Annotated in this window: 21 protein-coding genes; 6 read left to right on the forward strand and 15 right to left on the reverse strand. The window is 73.6% G+C overall.

Features of this window, described 5'->3' with window-relative positions:
* Nucleotides 1-27 precede the first annotated feature (27 nt).
* The 4 genes from thrS to F9B16_RS54075 form a co-directional block, all read right to left on the reverse strand.
* Nucleotides 28-2,013: a threonine--tRNA ligase gene (gene thrS / locus F9B16_RS08710; RefSeq protein ID WP_151539476.1), complete on the reverse strand. Its 1,986-nt coding sequence runs from the start codon at nucleotides 2,011-2,013 to the stop codon at nucleotides 28-30.
* Nucleotides 2,014-2,316: 303 nt separating this feature from the next.
* Entirely contained in the window at nucleotides 2,317-3,786 is a 1,470-nt protein-coding gene (locus tag F9B16_RS08715; protein WP_151539477.1) for a sugar porter family MFS transporter, read from the reverse strand.
* A 159-nt stretch (nucleotides 3,787-3,945) separates the two neighbouring features.
* Nucleotides 3,946-4,476: a cysteine dioxygenase gene (locus tag F9B16_RS53540; protein WP_151539478.1), complete on the reverse strand. Its 531-nt coding sequence runs from the start codon at nucleotides 4,474-4,476 to the stop codon at nucleotides 3,946-3,948.
* 61 nt (nucleotides 4,477-4,537) lie between these two features.
* Nucleotides 4,538-4,642, reverse strand: coding sequence for a putative leader peptide (locus tag F9B16_RS54075; RefSeq protein ID WP_151539479.1), 105 nt, complete (start codon nucleotides 4,640-4,642; stop codon nucleotides 4,538-4,540).
* A 140-nt stretch (nucleotides 4,643-4,782) separates the two neighbouring features.
* On the opposite strand from F9B16_RS54075, the gene F9B16_RS08730 reads away from it, so the two are divergent.
* Together F9B16_RS08730 and F9B16_RS08735 are read left to right on the forward strand one after the other, a co-directional pair.
* Entirely contained in the window at nucleotides 4,783-6,030 is a 1,248-nt protein-coding gene (locus F9B16_RS08730; protein WP_151539480.1) for a sensor histidine kinase, read from the forward strand.
* Nucleotides 6,031-6,088: 58 nt separating this feature from the next.
* Nucleotides 6,089-6,745, forward strand: coding sequence for a LuxR C-terminal-related transcriptional regulator (locus tag F9B16_RS08735; protein WP_404800484.1), 657 nt, complete (start codon nucleotides 6,089-6,091; stop codon nucleotides 6,743-6,745).
* 16 nt (nucleotides 6,746-6,761) lie between these two features.
* Here the strand turns inward: F9B16_RS08735 and F9B16_RS08740 are convergent, their stop codons facing one another.
* Nucleotides 6,762-7,718, reverse strand: coding sequence for a quinone oxidoreductase family protein (locus tag F9B16_RS08740; RefSeq protein ID WP_151539482.1), 957 nt, complete (start codon nucleotides 7,716-7,718; stop codon nucleotides 6,762-6,764).
* A gap of 33 nt (nucleotides 7,719-7,751) precedes the next feature.
* Nucleotides 7,752-8,498: an SDR family oxidoreductase gene (locus F9B16_RS08745; RefSeq protein ID WP_151539483.1), complete on the reverse strand. Its 747-nt coding sequence runs from the start codon at nucleotides 8,496-8,498 to the stop codon at nucleotides 7,752-7,754.
* A 46-nt stretch (nucleotides 8,499-8,544) separates the two neighbouring features.
* Here F9B16_RS08745 and F9B16_RS08750 point away from each other — a divergent pair, with 46 nt between their 5' ends.
* Nucleotides 8,545-9,768, forward strand: a complete 1,224-nt coding sequence (locus tag F9B16_RS08750; protein WP_151539484.1) for an acyl-CoA dehydrogenase family protein — start codon at nucleotides 8,545-8,547, stop codon at nucleotides 9,766-9,768.
* Nucleotides 9,765-10,535: a TetR/AcrR family transcriptional regulator gene (locus tag F9B16_RS08755; RefSeq protein ID WP_225991474.1), complete on the forward strand. Its 771-nt coding sequence runs from the start codon at nucleotides 9,765-9,767 to the stop codon at nucleotides 10,533-10,535. Before F9B16_RS08750 ends, F9B16_RS08755 begins: the two co-directional genes overlap by 4 nt.
* Nucleotides 10,536-10,546: 11 nt before the next feature.
* Here F9B16_RS08755 and F9B16_RS08760 read toward each other — a convergent pair whose 3' ends face one another.
* Nucleotides 10,547-11,584 carry an ROK family transcriptional regulator gene (locus F9B16_RS08760; RefSeq protein WP_225991475.1) on the reverse strand — a complete coding sequence of 346 codons (1,038 nt, stop codon included), beginning with the start codon at nucleotides 11,582-11,584 and terminating at the stop codon, nucleotides 10,547-10,549.
* Between the two features lie 71 nt (nucleotides 11,585-11,655).
* On the opposite strand from F9B16_RS08760, the gene F9B16_RS08765 reads away from it, so the two are divergent.
* The gene (locus F9B16_RS08765) at nucleotides 11,656-12,831 is read left to right on the forward strand and encodes an MFS transporter (protein WP_151539486.1); all 1,176 of its coding nucleotides are present in this window, start codon (nucleotides 11,656-11,658) and stop codon (nucleotides 12,829-12,831) included.
* On the opposite strand, the gene F9B16_RS08770 is transcribed toward F9B16_RS08765, so the two are convergent.
* Nucleotides 12,820-13,656 carry a helix-turn-helix transcriptional regulator gene (locus F9B16_RS08770; RefSeq protein WP_151539487.1) on the reverse strand — a complete coding sequence of 279 codons (837 nt, stop codon included), beginning with the start codon at nucleotides 13,654-13,656 and terminating at the stop codon, nucleotides 12,820-12,822. The genes F9B16_RS08765 and F9B16_RS08770 overlap by 12 nt on opposite strands.
* 95 nt (nucleotides 13,657-13,751) lie before the next feature.
* Between F9B16_RS08770 and F9B16_RS08775 the strand changes: the two genes are divergently transcribed.
* The gene (locus F9B16_RS08775) at nucleotides 13,752-14,597 is read left to right on the forward strand and encodes an SDR family NAD(P)-dependent oxidoreductase (protein ID WP_151539488.1); all 846 of its coding nucleotides are present in this window, start codon (nucleotides 13,752-13,754) and stop codon (nucleotides 14,595-14,597) included.
* 157 nt (nucleotides 14,598-14,754) lie between these two features.
* Here the strand turns inward: F9B16_RS08775 and F9B16_RS08780 are convergent, their stop codons facing one another.
* The 7 genes from F9B16_RS08780 to F9B16_RS08810 form a co-directional block, all read right to left on the reverse strand.
* Nucleotides 14,755-14,958 (reverse strand): cold-shock protein, encoded by a 204-nt coding sequence (locus F9B16_RS08780; RefSeq protein ID WP_067639228.1) that lies wholly within the window; start codon nucleotides 14,956-14,958, stop codon nucleotides 14,755-14,757.
* Between the two features lie 236 nt (nucleotides 14,959-15,194).
* Nucleotides 15,195-16,448, reverse strand: a complete 1,254-nt coding sequence (gene kynU, locus F9B16_RS08785) for a kynureninase (protein WP_151539489.1) — start codon at nucleotides 16,446-16,448, stop codon at nucleotides 15,195-15,197.
* Entirely contained in the window at nucleotides 16,445-17,500 is a 1,056-nt protein-coding gene (locus F9B16_RS08790; RefSeq protein WP_151539490.1) for an amidohydrolase family protein, read from the reverse strand. Before F9B16_RS08790 ends, kynU begins: the two co-directional genes overlap by 4 nt.
* A 26-nt stretch (nucleotides 17,501-17,526) precedes the next feature.
* A complete protein-coding gene (locus F9B16_RS08795; RefSeq protein ID WP_192808673.1) occupies nucleotides 17,527-18,099 on the reverse strand; it encodes a 3-hydroxyanthranilate 3,4-dioxygenase in 573 nt (190 codons plus the stop codon).
* On the reverse strand, nucleotides 18,096-18,530 hold the full coding sequence (locus tag F9B16_RS08800) for a RidA family protein (protein ID WP_151539491.1): 435 nt from the start codon (nucleotides 18,528-18,530) through the stop codon (nucleotides 18,096-18,098). The genes F9B16_RS08795 and F9B16_RS08800 overlap by 4 nt, the downstream gene beginning before the upstream one ends.
* On the reverse strand, nucleotides 18,527-19,273 hold the full coding sequence (locus F9B16_RS08805; protein WP_192808674.1) for a 2-keto-4-pentenoate hydratase: 747 nt from the start codon (nucleotides 19,271-19,273) through the stop codon (nucleotides 18,527-18,529). The genes F9B16_RS08800 and F9B16_RS08805 overlap by 4 nt, the downstream gene beginning before the upstream one ends.
* Nucleotides 19,273-20,058: a 2-keto-4-pentenoate hydratase gene (locus F9B16_RS08810; protein WP_151539492.1), complete on the reverse strand. Its 786-nt coding sequence runs from the start codon at nucleotides 20,056-20,058 to the stop codon at nucleotides 19,273-19,275. Before F9B16_RS08810 ends, F9B16_RS08805 begins: the two co-directional genes overlap by 1 nt.
* Between the last annotated feature and the right edge of the window lie 11 nt (nucleotides 20,059-20,069).

The raw sequence follows: 20,069 nt of genomic DNA on the forward strand, positions 1-20,069 counted from the left end.
GGGGGCGGGCGCGGCCCGGGAGGGGCGTCAGATCTGGATGCGGGCCTCGACGGCCTTGACGATCTCCTCGACGGCCTCGTCGATCGGCACGCCGTTCTTCTGCTCCCCGTTGCGGTACCGGAACGACACCGCGTCCTTCGCGACGTCGTCGTCGCCCGCGATCAGCATGTAGGGGATCTTCTGCTTCTGCGCGTTGCGGATCTTCTTCTGCATCCGGTCGGAGGAGGAGTCGACCTCCACCCGGACACCGCGCTCGCGCAGCCGCGCGGCCACCTTGTCCAGGTGCGGGACGTGCCCGTCGCCGATCGGGATGCCGACGGCCTGGACCGGCGACAGCCACGGCGGCATCGCGCCCGCGTAGTGCTCGATCAGCACGCCCATGAACCGCTCGACCGACCCGAACAGGGCTCGGTGGATCATCGCCGGGGTCTGCCGGCTCCCGTCGGCCGCCTGGTACTCCAGCCCGAACCGCTTCGGCTGGTTGAAGTCCAGCTGGATGGTCGACAGCTGCCAGGTCCGCCCGATCGCGTCCTTGGCCTGCACGGAGATCTTCGGGCCGTAGAACGCGGCGCCGCCCGGGTCGTCCACCAGGTCGAGGCCGGACTCCTCGGCGGCCTGGCGCAGCGCCTCGGTCGCCTCCGCCCAGTCGGCCTCGTCGCCGATGAACTTGTCGGAGTCGTCCCGGGTGGACAGCTCCAGGTAGAACTCCGAGAGCCCGAAGTCGCGCAGGACGCTCAGCACGAAGGACAGCAGCGACTTGATCTCGTCGCCCATCTGCTCCTTGGTGGTGTAGATGTGCGAGTCGTCCTGGGTCATGCCGCGCACGCGGGTGAGGCCGTGCACCACGCCGGACTTCTCGTACCGGTACACCGACCCGAACTCGCACATCCGCAGCGGCAGCTCGCGGTACGACCGCCCGCGCGCCCGGAAGATCAGGTTGTGCATCGGGCAGTTCATCGGCTTGACGCGGTACTCGACCTCGTCCACCTCGAACGGCGGGAACATGTCGTCGCCGTAGTAGGGCAGGTGGCCGGAGATCTCGAACAGCGACGACTTGGTGATGTGCGGGGTGTTGACGAACTCGTAGCCCGCCTCCTGCTGCCGCCGCCGCATGTAGTCCTCCATCTCCTTGCGGATGATCCCGCCCTTGGGATGGAAGACGGGCAGCCCGCTGCCGAGCTCCGGCGGGAAGGAGAACAGGTCGAGCTCGGCGCCGAGCTTGCGGTGGTCGCGCTTCTCGGCCTCCGCCAGGAACTCCAGGTACTCGTCCTGCTTCTCCCGCGACTCCCACGCGGTGCCGTAGATGCGCTGCAGCTGCGGGTTCTTCTCGCTCCCGCGCCAGTACGCGCCGCCGGACCGCATCAGCTTGAACGCCGGGATGACCCGGGTGGACGGCAGGTGCGGGCCGCGGCACAGGTCCTTCCAGCGCAGCTCGCCGGACTTGGCGTCGAGGTTGTCGTAGATGGTCAGCTCGGCGCCGCCGACCTCCACGTTCGCGCCGTCCGCCGCGTCCTCGACCGGGCCCGAGCCCTTGAGCCCGATGAGCTCCAGCTTGTACGGCTCGGCGGCCAGCTCGGCGCGGGCGTCGTCGTCGGAGACGGGGCGGCGGGAGAACCGCTGGCCCTGCTTGACGATCTCGCGCATCCGCTTCTCGATGCGCTTGAGGTCGTCGGGGGTGAACGGCTCGGCGACGTCGAAGTCGTAGTAGAAGCCGTTCTCGACCGGCGGGCCGATGCCGAGCTTGGCCTCGGGGAACAGCTCCTGCACTGCCTGCGCCATGACGTGCGCGGCGGAGTGCCGCATGATGGCCCGGCCGTCGTCGGAGCCGATCGCGACCGGCTCGACGGCGTCGCCGTCGCGCAGCTCGCCGGCGAGGTCGCGCAGCTCGCCGTTGACCCGGGCGGCGATCACGGTGCGGCCGTCGGCGTCCAGTGCCTGCCCCGCGGTGGTGCCCGCCGGCACCGCCCGCTCGCTCCCGTCGAGGGTGATGCGCAGCTCAGACACGGTGGACACGGGTACTCCTCGGGATGGTGGGTTGGGATCAGCGGGTTCCGATGCTATCGACTCGGGGTGTGCCCCGGACGCATCCGGTTCCATCGGACGGCTCCTGTTCCTCCTCTGGGAGGCGCCGGAACGACCCCGGAAAGCGGTGAAGGCCCCGGGATCGCTCCCGGGGCCTTCACAGCGTGCGATGTCAGTGCATGCGGCCGTGGCGCCGGGGGCGACCCGGCGTCGTCGTCTCGAGCACGAGCGGTACGGCCTGCATGGGCCCATGGTAACCGACGCGGGCGGCCCCGGGCAGGGAGGTTTCCGCGGTCACGCGCGGGCCTCGCGTCTCGGCCGTTCGAGCCGGTCCATGTCCTCGAGCTCGCGTCCCCTGGTCTCCGGGACGGCCCGGATCACGAAGATGAACGCGAGGACGGAGAACGCGGTGTACAGGCCGTAGGCCAGGCTGAGCGAGAAGCCGGAGATGCCGGGGAACGTGGTCGTGACGACCCAGTTGGCGATCCACTGCGCGGCGGCGGCCACGGCCAGCGCCGACGCGCGGATGAAGTTGTTGAACATCTCGCCGAGCATCACCCACACGACCGGGCCCCAGGTCGCGGCGAACGCGGCGACGAAGACGTTGGCGGCGACGAGCGCGACCGGCCCGGCGGCGCCGCTCAGCTCCGGCTTGCCGTCCACCACGTGCGCGGTCGAGAAGCAGGCCGTCAGCGTCCCGAGCGACAGCGCCATGCCCGCCGCGCCGCCGAGCAGCAGCGGGCGCCGCCCGACCCGGTCGACCAGCGCGATCGCGACCAGCGTGAACGCCACGTTCACCACCGAGTTGATCACCGAGGTGAGCATCGCGTTGCTCTCGGAGAACCCGACCGCCTGCCACAGCGACGACGAGTAGTAGAAGATCACGTTGATGCCGACGAACTGCTGGAAGACCGACAGCAGGATGCCGACCCACACGATCGGCAGCAGGCCGAGCCGCGAGCCGCGCAGGTCGCGCAGGTGCACGGGGCGGTCCTCGGCGATCGACCGGACGATGTCCTTGATCTTGCCGTCCACGTCGCCGCGGCCCATGACCCGCGCCAGCACCCGCTTCGCGTCGGTCATCTTGTGCTTCTTGACCAGGTAGCGCGGCGACTCGGGGATCGTCGTGGCGATCACGCCCCAGAACACCGCGGGCACGGCCGCGCTGGCGAACATCCAGCGCCAGGCGCCGCCGCCCCACGGGAACGTCCCGGTCGCGCCGCCGTCGGAGACCTGGGCGATGACGTAGTCGACGACCAGCGCGGCGAAGATGCCGAGGACGATCGCCATCTGCTGGAGCGAGCCGAGCCGGCCGCGCAGCTCCGCGGGCGCGATCTCGGCGATGTAGGCGGGCGCGATGACGGACGCGGCGCCGATCGCGAGGCCGCCGACCAGCCGCCACGCGGTCAGGTCGGCGGCGCTGAAGGCGAACGCCGAGCCGAGCGAGCTGATGACGAACAGCGCGGACGCGGCCAGCATCACCTTCACCCGGCCGATCCGGTCGCCGAGCGGGCCGGCGAACCACGCGCCCACGGCGCAGCCGAGCAGCGCGGCCGACACCACGAAGCCGACGACGAAGCCGCTCAGGTGGAAGGTGTCCTTGAGCGCGTCGACGGTGCCGTTGATGACCGAGGAGTCGTACCCGAACAGGAACCCGCCGAGCGCGGCGGCCCCCGCCAGCAGTGCGGCGGTGGCGGCCGAGTGGGAGGGGCCGCCGTGCTCCTCGCCGGCCGTGGTCTTCGCTCCGCTGCCCGGTGTGCTCATGGAGCCGGATCTTCCCCGTAGGAAGGACCTTATGCGGCGGCGTTGCCCGCGCCTCACCCGCGGATGGCGATTCCGAGACCGTGAGCTGGGACGCGGCCGGGCATCGTCACCGCCCCCGCCTCCTCGGCGGCCGGGGCCGTCCCCGCAGTGGACTCCGCGTCACCAGTCGTCGGCGGACTCCGCGGCGAGCCGGACGAGTTCGCCGCCCGCGTCGAGGTCGTACCGGCGCATGGTCGAAAGCGGCGGCGAGTACACGTGGACGCTCACCGCGGGCGCGTCCGAGGTGTTGCGGACGTCGTGGACGTAGTCGGGCCCGAACGAGCGGACCTGCCCGGCGCCGACCTCGCGATGGCTGCGGACGCGGTGCTCCTCCAGCGTGCCGAGCGCGACGGCGAAGGCGCCGGCGGAGCCGCCGTGGTCGTGGAACCCGGTGCACTGGCCGGGCAGCCAGCTGATCAGCCAGATCTCGTGGTCGGCGTCCTGGTGGACGCGCTCGTACCAGCGGCCCTGCGGGTCGAGCCGGACCCGGTGGACCCATTCCTCCGGGTGGTCGGCCAGCGCGCGGGCCCGTTCGGCGAGCCGCGCCGGTGCGAACGGGGCGGCCGCGTCCCGCGGCTCTTCCGGCGCGGGCGCGCCGATCCCGGGCGTGCCGTTTTCGGGCGTGCCGGACTCGGTGGCGGTGACGGTCATGCGTCGTTCTCCTCGGCTGTGCGGTGGGACGTGCTGGAACGCGTCCGCCGGCGGGGGTCCGCTAGCGGGGCGTCCGGCGACACAGCGCGCTGGCCTGGCGGCGCAGATCGACGTGCAGGCGCTCGTGCAGCGGTGCGGAGATCGTCACCCCACGATGATCGGCCATAATCCCTATAAAGTCAATCGGGAAAGCCTGGAAGCCGCCCGCCGCGGCCGTGGGCAGCGGTGATACCAGCGGGGGCGGCCCGATCTCCCCCCGCGGAGGCAGGCGGGCGCGGCGCCGCGCGCTCTAGGCTCGCAGGCGAGATGAACGAACCACACCGCTCCGACGCCGGCGCGCGGCCCCGGCTGCTCGCCGGGGTCGCCGCCGCCGTCGTGCCGGGGCACGACGACCCCGCCGTCCCCCTGCTCCCGGGCCGGCTCCTGCTGCGCGTGCCGATCCTGGTCCTGCTGCTCGCCATGACGATCGGCTTCACGGCCGGGTCGATCGCGATCTCCATCGCGAGCTACCACGTGGACGCGGGGGCGGCGTGGCCGCTCGGGGTGCTGATGGCCAGCCCGCTGATCTTCGCGGCCCGCTGGCCGCTCGCCGCCTGGCGGATCGCGGCCATCGGGCTGCTGATCACCGTGTTCGTCCGGCACGGCACCGGCTTCATGCCGTGGCCGGTCACCGCGATCCTCGCGCTGGTGGTCATCCTGTTCTTCGCCGGGATCGGCTGCGACCGCCAGACGACCGTCGGCGTCGGCGCGGTGACGATCGTGGGGGTGCTGCTGCCCGCCGTGCTGTTCGGCATGCCGGGCTGGTTCGGCATCATCCTCGCCGGGATCACCGCGCTCGTGCTGACCTTCGGCGACGCGGTCGGCGGCCGCCGGTCCGCGGAGGAGGAGCTGCGCCGCCGCGAGGAGCAGCACCGGCAGGACCTGGCGCGGCAGGCGGTGCTGGAGGAGCGCGCCCGCATCGCCCGCGAGCTGCACGACGTCGTCGCGCACCACATGTCGGTGATCGCGATGCAGGCCGAGGCCGCCCCGTTCAAGATCCCCGACCTGCCGGACGCCGCCCGCGAGACGTTCGGCGTGGTCCGGGACGCGGCCCGCGAGGCGCTCACCGAGACCCGCCGCGTCGTGGGGCTGCTGCGCTCGGACGACGAGGGCGCCGAGCGCGCCCCGAGCCCGGGCCTGGACCGGCTGGACGAGCTGGCCGCGGCGGCCCGCAACTCCGGGCTGTCGGTCGCCACCGTGGTCGTCGGGATGCCGCGCCAGCTGGACGCCGGGGTGGACCTGTCGGCGTACCGGATCGTCCAGGAGTCGCTCAGCAACGCCGCCCGGTACGCGCCGGGATCGCGCGTCCACGTGGAGATCAAGTACGGGCCGGAGGCGCTCGCGGTGACCGTCGACGACGACGGCGCGCGCGGCGTCCCGGACGGGACGCAGGGCGGCGGGCACGGCCTGGTCGGGATGCGCGAGCGCGTCACGATGCTCGGCGGCACGCTGTCGGCGGGCCCGCGCGGCACGGGCGGCTGGACGGTCGCGGCGGAGCTGCCGTACGGGGACTGATCGTTCGCCGTAGGGTGGCGTCGTGACGATTCGGGTGCTGATCGCCGACGACCAGGTGATGATCCGCGACGGGCTCGCGGCGCTGCTGTCCTCCGATCCGGAGATCGAGGTGATCGGGCAGGCGGGGAACGGGCGCGAGGCCGTGGACATGGCCCGCGCGCTGGATCCGGACGTCGTGGTGATGGACATCCGGATGCCGGAGATGGACGGCCTGGCCGCGACCGCGGAGCTGATCGGCGCGCCCGCCGGGCGGAACACCCGGCAGGACGCCGGAGACCCCGCGGACGTGCGGCCGAAGGTCCTGGTCCTCACCACGTTCGACCTCGACGAGTACGTCTACGAGGCGCTCGGCGCGGGGGCCAGCGGGTTCCTGCTGAAGGACGCGTCGGCGGCCGACCTCGTGACCGGGGTGCGGGTCGTGGCGGCGGGCGACGCGCTGCTCGCGCCGTCGATCACCCGACGGCTGATCGGCGACTTCGCGCGCCGGCGCCGCCACCAGCGGCCGAGCCCGGCGGCGACGGCGGGGCTGACCCCGCGCGAGATGGACGTGCTGCGGCTCATCGCGCGGGGCCTGTCCAACGCCGAGATCGCCGCCGAGCTGGTGCTCGCCGAGCAGACGATCAAGACGCACGTCGGGCACGTGCTGACCAAGCTGGCGCTGCGCGACCGCACCCAGGCGGTCGTGTTCGCCTACGAGAACGGCCTGGTCGGCTAGCCCAGCCGGCCCGGGGTCAGCGGGACGGGTCGAGGACGAGCTTGCCGGTGGTGCGGCGGGCGCGCAGGTCCTCGTGGGCCTTGCGCACCTCCGACAGGCCGTACTCGCCGCCGCCGATGACGCGCAGCCGCCCGGCGGCGGCCAGCCCGAACAGCTCGTCCAGCGCGGCGCGCATGACGTCGCCGGGCAGCTGGAAGACGTGCGCCAGCCACATCCCGGAGATCGTGGTGGAGTGCGACATCAGGGTGGCCGGGCGCACCGGCGACGGCTCCTTGCGGGACGCCATGCCGTAGAAGGCGAGCCGGCCGAACGGGGCGAGCGCCTTCAGGCTCTGGTCGGTGACGGTCCCGCCGGTCATCTCCAGCACGGTGTCGACGCGCTGGCCGCCGTTCGCCTCGATGAGCGCGTCCTTCAGGTCGGGCTCGTTCGCGTCGATCGCCACGTCCGCGCCGAGCTCCAGGGCGAGGTCGCGCTTGTCCTTGGACGAGGCGGTCGCGATGACGCGCCCGGCGCCCCAGGCCTTGGCGAGCTGGACGGCGAGGGTGCCGACCCCGCCCGCTGCCGCGTGCACGACGACCGACTCCCCCGGCGCCAGGTGCACGCTGCGGCGCAGCAGCACCCACGCGGACGCGCCCTGGACGATCATCCCGAGCGCGGTGACGTCGTCGACGCCGTCCGGGACGTCCCAGGCGAGCGCCTCGGGCGCGACGGCCTTCTCGGCGTACCCGCCGGTGCCGACGAGCGCGACGACGCGGCGCCCGTCCGGGGTGGTGCCGACGACCTCGCCGCCCGGCACCATCGGCAGCGTCGACTCCGACAGGTAGCTGTTCTCGGCCTGGTGGGTGTCGGCGTAGTTGATGCCGGCCCGGGCGACGTCGACGAGCAGGTGCCCGGGCCCGGCGACCGGGTCGGGCAGCTCGGTGACGGTCAGCACCTCGGGGCCGCCGAACTCGGTGATCTGGATCGCGCGCATGACTCTCCTGTTCCGGTCTCTGGTCGGGCGCGGTCAGCGCGGGCCGGGGACGCCGCGGAACTTGAACGGCTCGGACGGGCGGCCCGGGACGACGTACCACGCCTCGCCGGCGCCGTCGGCCTCCAGGATCCGCATGAACGCCTCGACGACGTCGCTCACCTCCAGGATGGGGAAGCCGCTCTGCTGCAGCTCCTCCTTCATCCCGCCGAGGATCGCGGTGTCGGCGAACGACGGGCACAGCGCGTTCACCCGGATGCCCTCGGGCAGGTAGGTGGGGCCGAGCGCGCGGACGAGGCCGACGACCGCGGCCTTGTTCGCGCCGTAGACGGGGTCGAAGGGCGTCGCGGTGAGCGCGGCCATGCTGGCGGTCGCGATGATGTTCCCGCCGCCGCGGTTGCGGATCGCGGGCAGCGCCGCGTGCACGCCGTAGACGACGCCGTCGAGGTTGATGCCCATGGCGCGGCGGTAGACGGCGGGGTCGAAGGTCTCGTCGAGCTGCCCGCCGCCGGCGATGCCGGCGTTGAGGAACGCGACGTCCAGGCCGCCGAAGCGCTCGACGGCGGCGGCGACGGCGGCCTCGCTGTCGGCGGGCTCGCGGACGTCGCAGCGGACGAACGTGCCGTCCAGCTCCTTGGCGAGCGCGCCGCCGGCCTCGGCGTCGACGTCGGCGAGCACGACCCGGGCGCCCTCGCGGGCCAGCCGGCGCGCGACCGCCGCGCCGATGCCGTTGGATCCGCCCGTGATCAGCGCGACCTTGCCGGTGCCGTCGAAGGCTGCCATGGGGACTCCCCTCCCAAGTAACTGACTCGTCAGTTACTCTAGCGGAATGGACTTCGGTTTGAGCGAGCGGGCCCAGGAGCACCTCGGCCGCCTCCAGGAATTCATGGACTCCCACGTCTACCCCGCGGAGCCGGTGTACGCGGCGCAGCGGGCGGAGCTGCGCGAGCAGGGCCGCGAGCACCACGTCCCGCAGGTCGTCGAGAACCTCAAGGTCGAGGCGCGCAAGCGCGGCCTCTGGAACCTGTTCCTACCCGACAGCGAGGATCCCGCACACGGCCTGAGCGTCACCGACTACGCCTCGCTCGCCGAGGTCACGGGCCGCTCCCCCAGCCTCGCCCCCGAGGCGACGAACTGCGCGGCGCCCGACACCGGCAACATGGAGGTCCTGCACCTGTTCGGCACGCCCGAGCAGAAGGACAGGTGGCTCACGCCGCTGCTCAACGGCGAGATCCGCAGCGCGTTCGCGATGACGGAGCCGGACGTGGCGAGCTCGGACGCCACCAACATCTCGACCCGGATCGAGCGCGACGGCGACCACTACGTGATCAACGGCCGCAAATGGTGGATCAGCGGCAGCGCGGACCCGCGCTGCAAGATCATGATCGTGATGGGCAAGACCGACCCCGAGGGCCACCCGTACCGGCAGCAGTCGATGGTGCTGGTGCCGCTGGACGCCCCGGGCGTCGAGGTCGTCCGGCCGCTGCCCGTGTTCGGCTACCAGGACCAGCACGGCCACTGCGAGATCACCTTCACCGACGTCCGCGTGCCGGTGGAGAACCTCGTCGGCGAGGAGGGCGGCGGCTTCGCGATCGCGCAGGCGCGGCTCGGGCCCGGCCGCATCCACCACTGCATGCGCGCGATCGGGATGGCCGAGCGGGCGCTGGAGCTGATGTGCGAGCGCGCGGCGTCCCGCGTGGCGTTCGGCGGGCCGCTCGCCAAGCAGGGCGTGGTGCGCCAGCAGATCGCCGAGTCGCGGATGGCGATCGAGCAGGCCCGGCTGCTCACCCTGAAGACCGCGTGGCTGATCGACAAGCACGGCGTGCAGGCCGCCCGGTCCGAGGTCGCGGCGATCAAGGTGATCGCGCCGCGGGTGGCGCTGGACGTCGTCGACAAGGCGATCCAGGTGCACGGCGGCGCGGGCGTCAGCGACGACACCCCGCTCGCCGCGATGTGGGCGGGCCTGCGCACGCTGCGCCTCGCCGACGGGCCGGACGAGGTCCACGTGCGCTCGGTCGCGCGCGCCGAACTGGGCAAGTACCTCGGGAAATGACCGACGGCACGGGGGACGCGGGAAAGCGCGGGACGGTGCCCGCGGGCACGGAGCCGGCGAGCACGGAACCGGCGGGCACGGCGTCGGCCGGCACCGCGCCGGCGGGCACCGGATCGGCGGGCGCCGGGCCGGGCGTGCGGCGGCGGATGCCGTACGCCCGGCGGCGCGAGCAGCTGCTCCAGGTGGCGCTCGCCGAGTTCGGCCGGCGCGGCTACCACCTCACGCAGATGGAGCACGTCGCCGCGGCGGCGCAGGTGTCCAAGGCGCTGCTGTACCAGCACTTCGCGTCCAAGGAGGAGCTGTTCGCCGAGGTGACGGAGGCGATCGTCGGCGAGCTCACGGCACGGCTGAACCGGGCGGTGCCCGCGGCGCACGGCACGGCGGGCGGCATCCGGGCGATGATCCGGGTGCTGTTCGACTACGCGACCGAGGAGCCGGACGCGTGGTCGCTGGTGGTCCGGCACCTGGACAAGCCGGAGGTCGGGCTGGAGCTGCGGGAGCTGCGCGACCGGCTCGGCACCGCGTTCGCCGACCTGCTGCTGCGGCGCCGCCGCGCCGACCCGAAGCTGTCGCCCGCCGCGCTCGAGGTGAACGAGCGGCGGGCGCGGCTGCTCGTCCCGCTGATGTACGGGTCGATGCTGTCGATGGTGTCGTGGTGGCTGGAGCATCCCGACACCCCGCGCGACCGCGCCGAGCAGATGGCGCTGGAGTTCATCTGGCTCGGCCTGGACCGGCTGCGGACCGGCGAGCGGCTGCCCCGCGACTGACGGCCTGAAGGTCAGCCGGTCGCGGCCGGCCGGCCGAAGACGTCGTCGCGGGCGAGGTCGAGCGCGGTGAGGACGGCGCCGCGCAGCACCGCGCCGGACTCGTGCACCGCGGGCCGCACCAGCGTGGCGGCCGGGGTGCGGGCGGCGAGCCGCTCGGCGACCAGGCCCGCGAGGCGGTCGCCGCCGCCGCGCCCCAGCACGCCGCCCAGCAGGACCAGGCCGGGGTCCAGGACGGCGACGAGCGCGAACACGCCCTCGACGACGCGGTCCGCGAGCGCCTCGGCGTCCAGGTGCCCGGCGGACGCGACGTCCATCAGCTCGCAGAAGTCGCGGTCGCCGGACCGGAGCAGCCCGACCTCCCCGGCGCCGCCGGACGCGCCGCGCCGCAGCCGGCCGTCCAGCACGATCGCGGCGCCGACGCCGTCGTCCAGCCACAGCAGCGCGAAGTCGTCGTGGCCCACCGCGGCGCCGTCGCGGTGCTCGGCGACGGCGGCGAGGTTGACCTCGTTCTCCACGACGACGCGCGCGGCCGTCCGCTCCTGCAGCGCCGGGCCGAGGTCGGGGCGCCAGCCCGGCATGGCGCCGTCGGTCACCAGGCCGGTCCCGGGATGGATAAGGCCGGGGGTGCCGACGACCAGGGCGTGCAGGTCGATGCCGCCCGCGGCCTCGGCGACCGCCGCGATGATCACGGCGGGCAGGTCGGGGGCGTCCGGCAGCGGCCGCGAGACGGAGCCGGCGGGCTCCCCGGCGAGGTCGGCGACGGTGACGTGCACGGCGTCGCGCCGCAGGTCGACCCCGGCGACATGGGCGCGGCCGGCGACCAGGCCGTAGAGCCGGGCGTTCGGCCCGCGCCGGTCGGCGCCGGCCTCCCCGGTCACCTCGATCAGCCCGTCCGCGCGGAGCCGCTCGACCAGGTCGGACACCGTCGGCCGGGACAGCCCGGTGAGCGCGCGCAGCTGCGGGGCGGTCAGCGGGCCGCGTTCCAGCAGCAGGTCGAGGGCGAGCCGGTCGTTGATCGCGCGGGCCATCGTCGGGTCGGCGGTCTTCACGCGCCCATAGTAGTCAGGGAGGCTGCCTATTGGGCTTTTCATCAGGAAGGCTGCCTGTTAGTTTTTTCGGCATGAGCCGTCCCCATCGCGCGATCGCCGCCGTCTTCGCCGTGCACGGCGCCGTCGCGGGCACCCTCGCGACCCGCATCCCCTGGATCCAGGACCACCTCGGCCTCGGCGCCGCCGTCCTCGGGCTCGCCCTGCTCTGCCCGTCCATCGGCGCGTTCGCCACGATGCCCACCGCGAGCCGCATCGCCCACCGCATCGGCGAGCGCACCGCCACCCGCCTGCTGATCGCCTACTGGGCGGCGGTCCTCGCGCTGCCCGCGCTGTCGCCCGCGCCCGGCTGGCTCTTCGCCGCGATGCTGCTGTACGGCATGGGCGCCGGGATGTCGGACGTGGTGATGAACGGGCACGCCGTGTCGGTCGAACGGCACCTGAAGCGGCCGATCATGTCGGGGCTGCACGGGCTGTGGGCCGTCGGGAGCCTCGCCGCCGGCGGCGCCGGCATCCTCGCCGCGCATGCCGGCGTGGACGCCCGGCTGCACCTCGGGGCGGTCGCGCTCGTCCTGCTCGCGGCGGGCGCCGTCGCGGGCCGCGGCCTCCTCCCCGACCAGGCCGACGCGGACGCCCCGCCGCCGCGCCGGTTCGCGCTGCCGAACCGGGCCATCGCGGCGATCGGCGTCGTCGGGTTCTGCGCGACGTTCGCCGAGGGCGCGAGCGCCGACTGGTCGGCCGTCTACCTCACCAAGGTCGCCGGCGCGGGCCCCGGGCTCGCCGCCGCCAGCTACACCGTCTTCATGTCGTGCATGGCGGCGACCCGGCTCGCCGGGGACCGGCTCGTCCGCCGGTTCGGCCCCGCGGCGGTCGTCCGCTGCGGCGGGGCCGTCGCCGTGCTCGGCGGCGTCCTCGTCGTGGCGGCGCGCGGCGCCCTGCCCGGCATCATCGGGTTCGCGCTGATCGGCGCCGGCGTCGCGACCGTCGTGCCGCTGGTGTTCGCGGCGGCCGGGAACGCCGGGAACACGCCCGGCGAGGGCGTCGCGGGCGTCGCGACGATCACCTACCTGTCCGGGCTGACCGCGCCGGCGGTGACCGGCTGGGCGGCGGGCGCGCTGTCGTACCCGGCCGCGTTCGCGCTGATCACCTGCATCTGCGCGCCGACGGTCCTGCTCGCCGGCTCGCTGCGGCCGCGTCCCGCCCGGGCGCCGGAGGCCGCCGCGCCGGCCGTCCCGGAGCTACGCGCGTGACAGGCGCGCGAGGGCCTCGGCGGCCGGCGAGCCGGGCGGCGCGTAGTGCACGAGGACGCTCAGGTCCGGATCGTTCTCCACGTTGATCTTCATGTAGCGGAGCGTGACCTCGCCGAGGGCCGGATGCCGGAGCCGCCGCTCGGACGGGGTGAACGGCACGATGTCATGGGACTCCCAGAACGCCCGGAACCGGGGGCTGGTCGCGGTCAGCCGCGCCACGAGCCGCTGGAAGCGGGGGTTGCCGGCCTGCCGCCCGGCCTCGTTGCGCAGCAGCGCCGTCAGCCAGCGGGCCTCGGCGTCCCAGTCGGCGAACCGGTCCCGCATCCAGGCGTTGTGGAACATCATCCAGACGATGTTGAGGTCCTCGCCGGAGGGCCGGTCGGGCATGTCGCGGAGCAGCGCGTCCACCGGTGCGTTCCACGCGACGAGGTCCAGGCAGCGGGTCACCACGTGCCCGAGGTTCGGCTCCACCATGGCCAGCAGGTCGCGCACCTCCCGCGTCACCGGCACCGGCCCGGACGGCTCGGCCGCGGGCTCGCCCGCCAGCTCCAGCAGGTGCCGGTGCTCGGGCTCGTCGAGCCGCAGCGCGCGGGCGAGGCTGTCGAGGACCTGCCGCGACACCCCGTTGACCCGGCCCTGCTCCAGCCACGTGTACCAGGTGAGGCTGACGCCGGCGGCCGCCGCGACCTCCTCGCGGCGCAGCCCGGGCGTCCGCCGCCGCGGCCCGGGGACGATCCCCGCCTCCCGCGGCGTCACCCGGCCGCGCCGGGACCGCAGGAAGTCGCCGAGTTCCCTGCGGCGCGCGTCGGCGGTCGGGACGGGCACGGCCGGTCACCTCGCTTCGCGTATGCCTGTTAGCGGCGTTAATAGCGTTAACAGTAGTCTTGTCCGGCCCGGCCGGGGGAGCCAGCATCGGCCGCATGAGCACTCGAACCGTACTGATCACCGGGGCGGCCGGCGGGGTCGGCTCCGCGGCCGTCCGCAGCCTCGCCGACCTCGGCTGGGAGGTGTACGCGGGGGTCCGGCGGGACGCCGACGCCGCCCGGCTGCCCGCCGGCGTGCACGCACTCACCGTCGACCTGATCGACGAGGAGACCGTCGAGGCCGCCGCCAAGGAGATCGCCGCGCGCACCGGCGGGCGGCTGGACGCGCTGGTGAACAATGCCGGCGTCATCGTCGAGGGCCCGGTCGAGCTGGTGCCGCTGGAGGACTGGCGGCGGCAGTTCGACGTTAACGTGGTCGGCCAGATCGCGATGGCCCAGGCGGTGCTGCCGATGCTGCGCGCCGCGCGGGGCCGGGTCGTCAACATCGGCGCCGTGAGCGCGCGGATGAGCGGGCCCGCGTTCGGGCCGATCGCCGCGTCGAAGGCGGCGCTGGCGTCGGTCACCGAGGCGCTGCGGGTGGAGATGCGGCCGCTCGGGGTGAAGGTCTGCGTGATCGAGCCCGGGCTGCTGGACACCGCGATCTTCGACAAGTCCGGTGCCGCGCGGCGGGCGGCCGGATGGCGCGGCGACGCGGACGCCCAGCGCCTCTACGAGGGCGTCACCGCGAAGATGGGCGAGTTCAACGCCCGCGCGAAACCGGGTCCGGTCGACTCGGCCGTGAAGGCGATCGTCAAGGCGCTCACGGCGCGCCGCCCGAAGGCGCGCTACCTCGTCGGCCGCGACGCCCGGATGATGGCCGCGCTGGCGAAACTGCCCGACCGCACCCGCGACGGCCTGCTCCTGCGAACAGTGGGCATCAGCGCCGCCACCTACAACGCCTGAGGCGGCCGCCTGCACCACCGCGCGAGCGCGTGACCTGACCGGGGAGGCGACGCCGGAGGCGAGCCTCCCCGGGAAGATCGCGAAGCGATGCCGCGCTCGCACAAGCACGGTCAGAGGGCGAGCCGCAAGGCGAGCCCCCTGGACCGGGATTGCGGAGTTACAGCGGGTAGACGCCCTCGGCCTGCGGGCCCTTCTGGCCCTGGGTGATCTCGAAGCCGACGCGCTGGTTCTCGTCCAGGCTGCGGTAGCCGTTGGTGGTGATCGCCGAGTAGTGGACGAACACGTCCGGGCCGCCGCCGTCGGGGGCGATGAACCCGAAGCCCTTTTCGGCGTTGAACCACTTCACGGTGCCTTCGGCCATGGTCTTTCTCCTCTGGGTGTGACCTCCGGGCCGCCGGGCGGCGGACCGGGCTGCAAGCGGACTCATCTCACGTCCGCCGGTCACCCGGAGAAACGGAGAACGCCCGTCGTCTTGAACTTCTACGGGCGTTTCGTAGAGCAAACGTTCGAGACTGCCTGACTGGCCGCCGCGCCTGGCCGGCCGCGGCGACAGGATCGAACCTACCCCATGTGGGCCCGGCCGGAACCCCGACACACCTAAGTCAGATCATCCAATGCCTCGGCGGCGCGGTGGCAGTCGTGGAAGGTGCAGTACAGCGGGACGGGCGCGAACCGGACGACGTCGGGTTCGCGGGCGTCCGCGACCACGCCGTGGGTCTCCGCGAGACGCCGCACCAGCCCTCCGGCGTCCGCGACCCGCAGCGACAGCTGGCTGCCGCGCGCCGCCGGGTCGTCCGGGGTGATCACCTGGACGCCGGGCAGCGGGGCGAGCCGGGCCGCGAGGTAGCCGGTGAGCCGCTCGCTGCGGGCGCGCAGCGCGTCCATCCCGACCCGGTCGAAGATCTCCAGAGAGGCCAGCACCGGCGCCAGCGCGAGGATCGGCGGGTTGGACAGCTGCCAGGCGTCGGCGGACGCGGGCGGCGCGATGTCGGGGTCCATCCGGAACCGGACGGACGGCTCGGTCCCCCACCAGCCCGACAGCTTCGGCACCGACGGGTCGGCGACGTGCCGCTCGTGGACGAAGCAGCCGGCGACCGCACCGGGGCCGCTGTTGAGGTACTTGTAGGTGCACCAGGCGGCGAAGTCGACGTCCCAGTCGTGCAGCCGGAGGGGGACGTTCCCGGCGGCGTGCGCGAGGTCCCAGCCGACGACGGCGCCGGCGGCGCGGCCCGCCTTGGTGATCGCGGCCATGTCCATGAGCTGGCCGGTGAGGTAGTTGACGCCGCCGAGCATGAGGAGCGCGACGGTGCCGCCCTCGCGTTCGAGGAACGCCAGGACGTCCTCGGTGCGCAGGGTGTCCTCGCCGGGGCGGGGCGTCAGCCGCACGACGGCGTCCGCCGGGTCGAGGCCGTGGTGGACGGCCTGGCTGGCGACCGCGTAGGAGTCGGACGGGAACGCCGAGTCCTCGATGACGATGCGGGTGCGGTCCCCGGAAGGCCGGTAGAAGCTCGCCATCATCAGGTGCAGGTTGACCGTCAGCGAGTTCATCGCCACGACCTCGTGCGGCAGGGCGCCGACGAGGCGGGCGGCGGGTTCGCGGAGCAGCTCGTGGTAGTCCACCCAGGGGCGGCGCGCCTGCGTGTGGCCTTCGACGGCGAGCCGCGCCCAGTCGTCGAGTTCCTCGCGGAGGCGGCCCGCGACGGCCTTCGGCTGGAGGCCGAGCGAGTTGCCGGCGAAGTAGGCCGCTTCCGAGTACGTCCCGCCGGGTGCGGGCGGGATGAGGAACTCCTCGCGCAGCGAGGGCTGCGGGTCGGTCTCGTCCAGCCGCAGGGCCTCCTGCTCGGCGCTCATGAGGCACTCCCTGCAACGGCGGTGTCGACGGCCGCCTCGGCGGCGGGCACGGCGTCGGCGGTGGGCGCGAAGAACTCCTCGGCGTTGCCGCCGAGCAGCTTGGCGCGGCCGGTGTCGTCCAGGCCGGGACAGGCCCGGATGGTCGCGCCGGGGTCCTTCTCCCCCAGTGGGAACGGGTAGTCGGTGCCGAGCATGACGCGGTCCGCGCTCATCACCTCGACCAGCAGCCGGAGCGCGCGCGGGTCGAACACGGCGGAGTCGACGTAGAAGCGGTCGGTGTACTCCGACGGCGGGCGCGGCGAGTCGGCGCGGACGATGTCGCGCCGGTGCCAGGCGTTGTCGGCGCGTCCGAGCGTGAACGCGAGGCTGCCGCCGCCGTGGCAGAAGCACAGCCGCAGCGACGTAGGGATCCGCTCGAACGCGCCGGACAGCATCAGCCCGAGGATGCTCAGCTGCGTCTCGGCGGGCATGCCGGACAGCCACGGCAGCATGTGGCCCCGCATCCGGTCGGCGCCGAGCATGTCCCACGGGTGCGCGAGCACGGGCAGGCCGATCCGCGCGCAGTGCGCGAGGAACTCGACGATGCCCGGGTCGTCCAGGTTGCGGTCGCCGACGTGGTTGCCGATGTGCACGCCGCGGTGCCCGGCCGCCGCCGCGCGCGTCGCGACCTCGCACGCGAGCGCCGGGTCCTGCAGAGGGACCTGGCAGAGCGGCAGGAGCCGGTCCGGTGCGTCCGCGCAGAAGGCGAGGATGCGGTCGTTGACCAGGTCGCACCAGTCGGCGGCGCGGGACGGCTCGGCCGCGTACCCGAACATCAGCGGGGTGGACGAGACGGCCTGGACGTCGACGCCGGCGGCGTCCATGTCGGCCACCCGCCGCGCGGGGTCCCACAGCCCCTCCTCGACCGGGCGGTACTCCTGGTCTCCGCTCATCATCATGCCGGTGCCGTCGCCGTGGACGCGCAGCCACGGCTCGCCGCCGTCGATGAGGACGCGGCCCTCGGCACGGCCGAGCCGGGGGAAGACATGGGCGTGGACGTCGATGACTGTCACTGGAGCTCCGTCGGACGCGAGGGGGGTCAGGCGCGCGGCGCCGTCTTCGGGACCATGGATTCGGGCCACTTCCGGCCCGGGTGGACGGCACCGCAGTTCGGGCACTTGCGGTCACTGCCGTAGAAGCCCTCGAAGGCGGGCGGCAGGTCGTCGACGATCGAGCGGACCTGCAGTTCGGCGCGGTGGACGAGGTGGTGGCACTCGGTGCAGTACCACTCGAACGCCTCCTTGAGGCCCTCGGGCCGCGGGATCTCCACCACGAGGCCGATCGAGCCCTCCTCGGGCCGCTGCGGGGAGTGCCGGACGTGCGGCGGCAGCAGGAACACGTCGCCCTCGTTGATCTGCAGGTCGGTGGGCGGCTTGCCCTCCTCCTCCATGACCCGCAGGACCATGTTGCCCTTGAGCTGGTAGAAGAACTCCTCGGTCGGGTCGTCGTGGAAGTCGGTGCGCTGGTTCGGCCCGCCGACCACCATGACGATCAGCCCGGCGTCGTCGAACACCTGGACGTTCCCGACCGGCGGCTTCAGCAGGTCGCGGTGCTCGTCGATCCACGCCTGGAAGTTGAAGGGGCGTCCGAACGTCAGCTGCGGCAGGGTCATGCTCCGGCCTCCTCGCCGTTGCGTGGGATGTGGGCGATGCACGAGATCTCGATGAGCAAGTGCGGGTGGGGAAGCTGGTGGACCGCGACGGTGGTGCGGGCCGGGCCGGTCTCGTCGAAGTACTCGCCGTAGACCTCGTTGTAGCCGCCGAAGTCGTTCATGCTCACCAGGTAGGTGGTGACGCTGACGACGTCGGGCAGCCCTCCCCCGGCGGCATCGAGCAGGTCGGCGATGTTCTCGATGACGGCGCGGGTCTGCGCGCGGATGTCGAGGTCGGTGACGCCCATCGGGTCGGCGCTCGCGCCGGCGAACGTGCCGTCGAGGCGCCGTGAGCTGGTGCCGGACACGAACACGAAGTCGCCGGCCCGCTTGACGTGCGGGAACCGCCCGCGCGGTTTGGCCTTGCCCTCGACGAGGATCGCGTCGCTCATCGGGTCGTCACCTCCACGCTGCCGAGGCCGGCGCCGGTGACGCGGACGTGCGCGTCCTTCGGCAGGGGGACGGCGGCGGTCGCGGCGCCCGCCAGCACCACCCAGCCGGGTTCGAGGGTCAGGCCCGCGCCGAGCGCGAGCCGGGCGGCGGCGCGCAGCGACCGGGCCGGGTCGCCGAGGATCGCGGCGGACGACCCGGTCTGCGCCGGCCGCCCGTCGATCTCCATGAGCAGCCCGACGTTGGACAGGTCGCGCGGCTCGTGCCACGCGCCGAACCCGTAGAGGGCGGCGGAGGCGTTGTCGGCGATCACGTCCGGGAGGGTGAACTTGAAGTCCTCGTAGCGGGAGTCGAGGATCTCGAACCCGACGGCGACGCCCGCCACCGCCGACTCGACCTCCGCGACGGAGCGGACCTCGCGGCCGATCAGGTACACGATCTCCGGTTCGATGCGCGGGTGGATGAGGCCCGACAGGTCCGCCGACTCCCCGGCCTGCATGCGGTCGGTGAGCAGGCCCCAGATGACGTCGTCGACGCCCATCTGGACCATCTTCGCGCGGCTGGTGAAGCCCATCTTCACGCCGGAGAGCCGCTCTCCGCGCGCCGTGCGCCGCTCGATCAGCTCGCGCTGCACCGCGTACGCGGTCGGCACGTCGAACGGCGCGGTGTCGGTGAGCTTCGGGATCGCGCGGACGTCGCGGACGGCGTCGTCCAGCGTCGTGGCGAGCGCGTGCACGTCCACCATCAGGAGACCTCCTTACCGAAGGCGACCCGGACGTCGCCGAGGCCGTCGATGCGGGCTTCGAACACGTCGCCGGGCGCGGCGGGCACGACCGGGCCGAGCGCGCCGGTCAGCACCGTGTCGCCGGCGCGCAGCGGGCGTCCGACGCGGGCGAGGGTGTCGGCGAGCCAGAGCGCGGCGTTCAGCGGGTGGCCGAGGCACGCGGCGCCGGTACCGCTGGACAGCTGCTCACCGCGCCGCTCCAGGACCATCCCGCACAGCCGCAGGTCCACGTCCTCCAGCCGGACGGGCCGGTTGCCGAGCGCGTACATGCCGGACGAGGCGTTGTCGGCGACAGTGTCGGCGAGCGTGATGTCCCAGTCGCGGATGCGGCTGCCGACGATCTCGATCGCCGGGAGGGCGAACGCGGTCGCGCGGATGAGGTCGGCGACGGTGTGCCGCTCGTGGGTCAGGTCGTGCTCCAGGACGAGCGCGACCTCCGCCTCGACGCGCGGCTGCAGGACCGCGCCGGCCGGGATCTCGTCGCCGTCCGGGACGGCCATGTCGGCGTACAGCATCCCGAAGTCGGGGCTGTCGACGCGCATCTGCTGCTGCACGGCGCGGGAGGTGAGGCCGATCTTGCGGCCGGACAGCCGCCGCCCCTCCCCGAGCCACCGCTCGGTCATCCGGTCCTGCACGGCGTAGGCGTCGTCGGCGGTCGCGATGAGGTCGCGGACGGGCTCGCACGGGACGCCCGATGTGTAGGCGCCGAGAAGCCTCCCGGCCGCCGCGTCGATGTCGCTGGTCACTTGGCTCGCTC

Source organism: Actinomadura montaniterrae (assembly GCF_008923365.1).
GTDB lineage: Bacteria > Actinomycetota > Actinomycetes > Streptosporangiales > Streptosporangiaceae > Spirillospora > Spirillospora montaniterrae.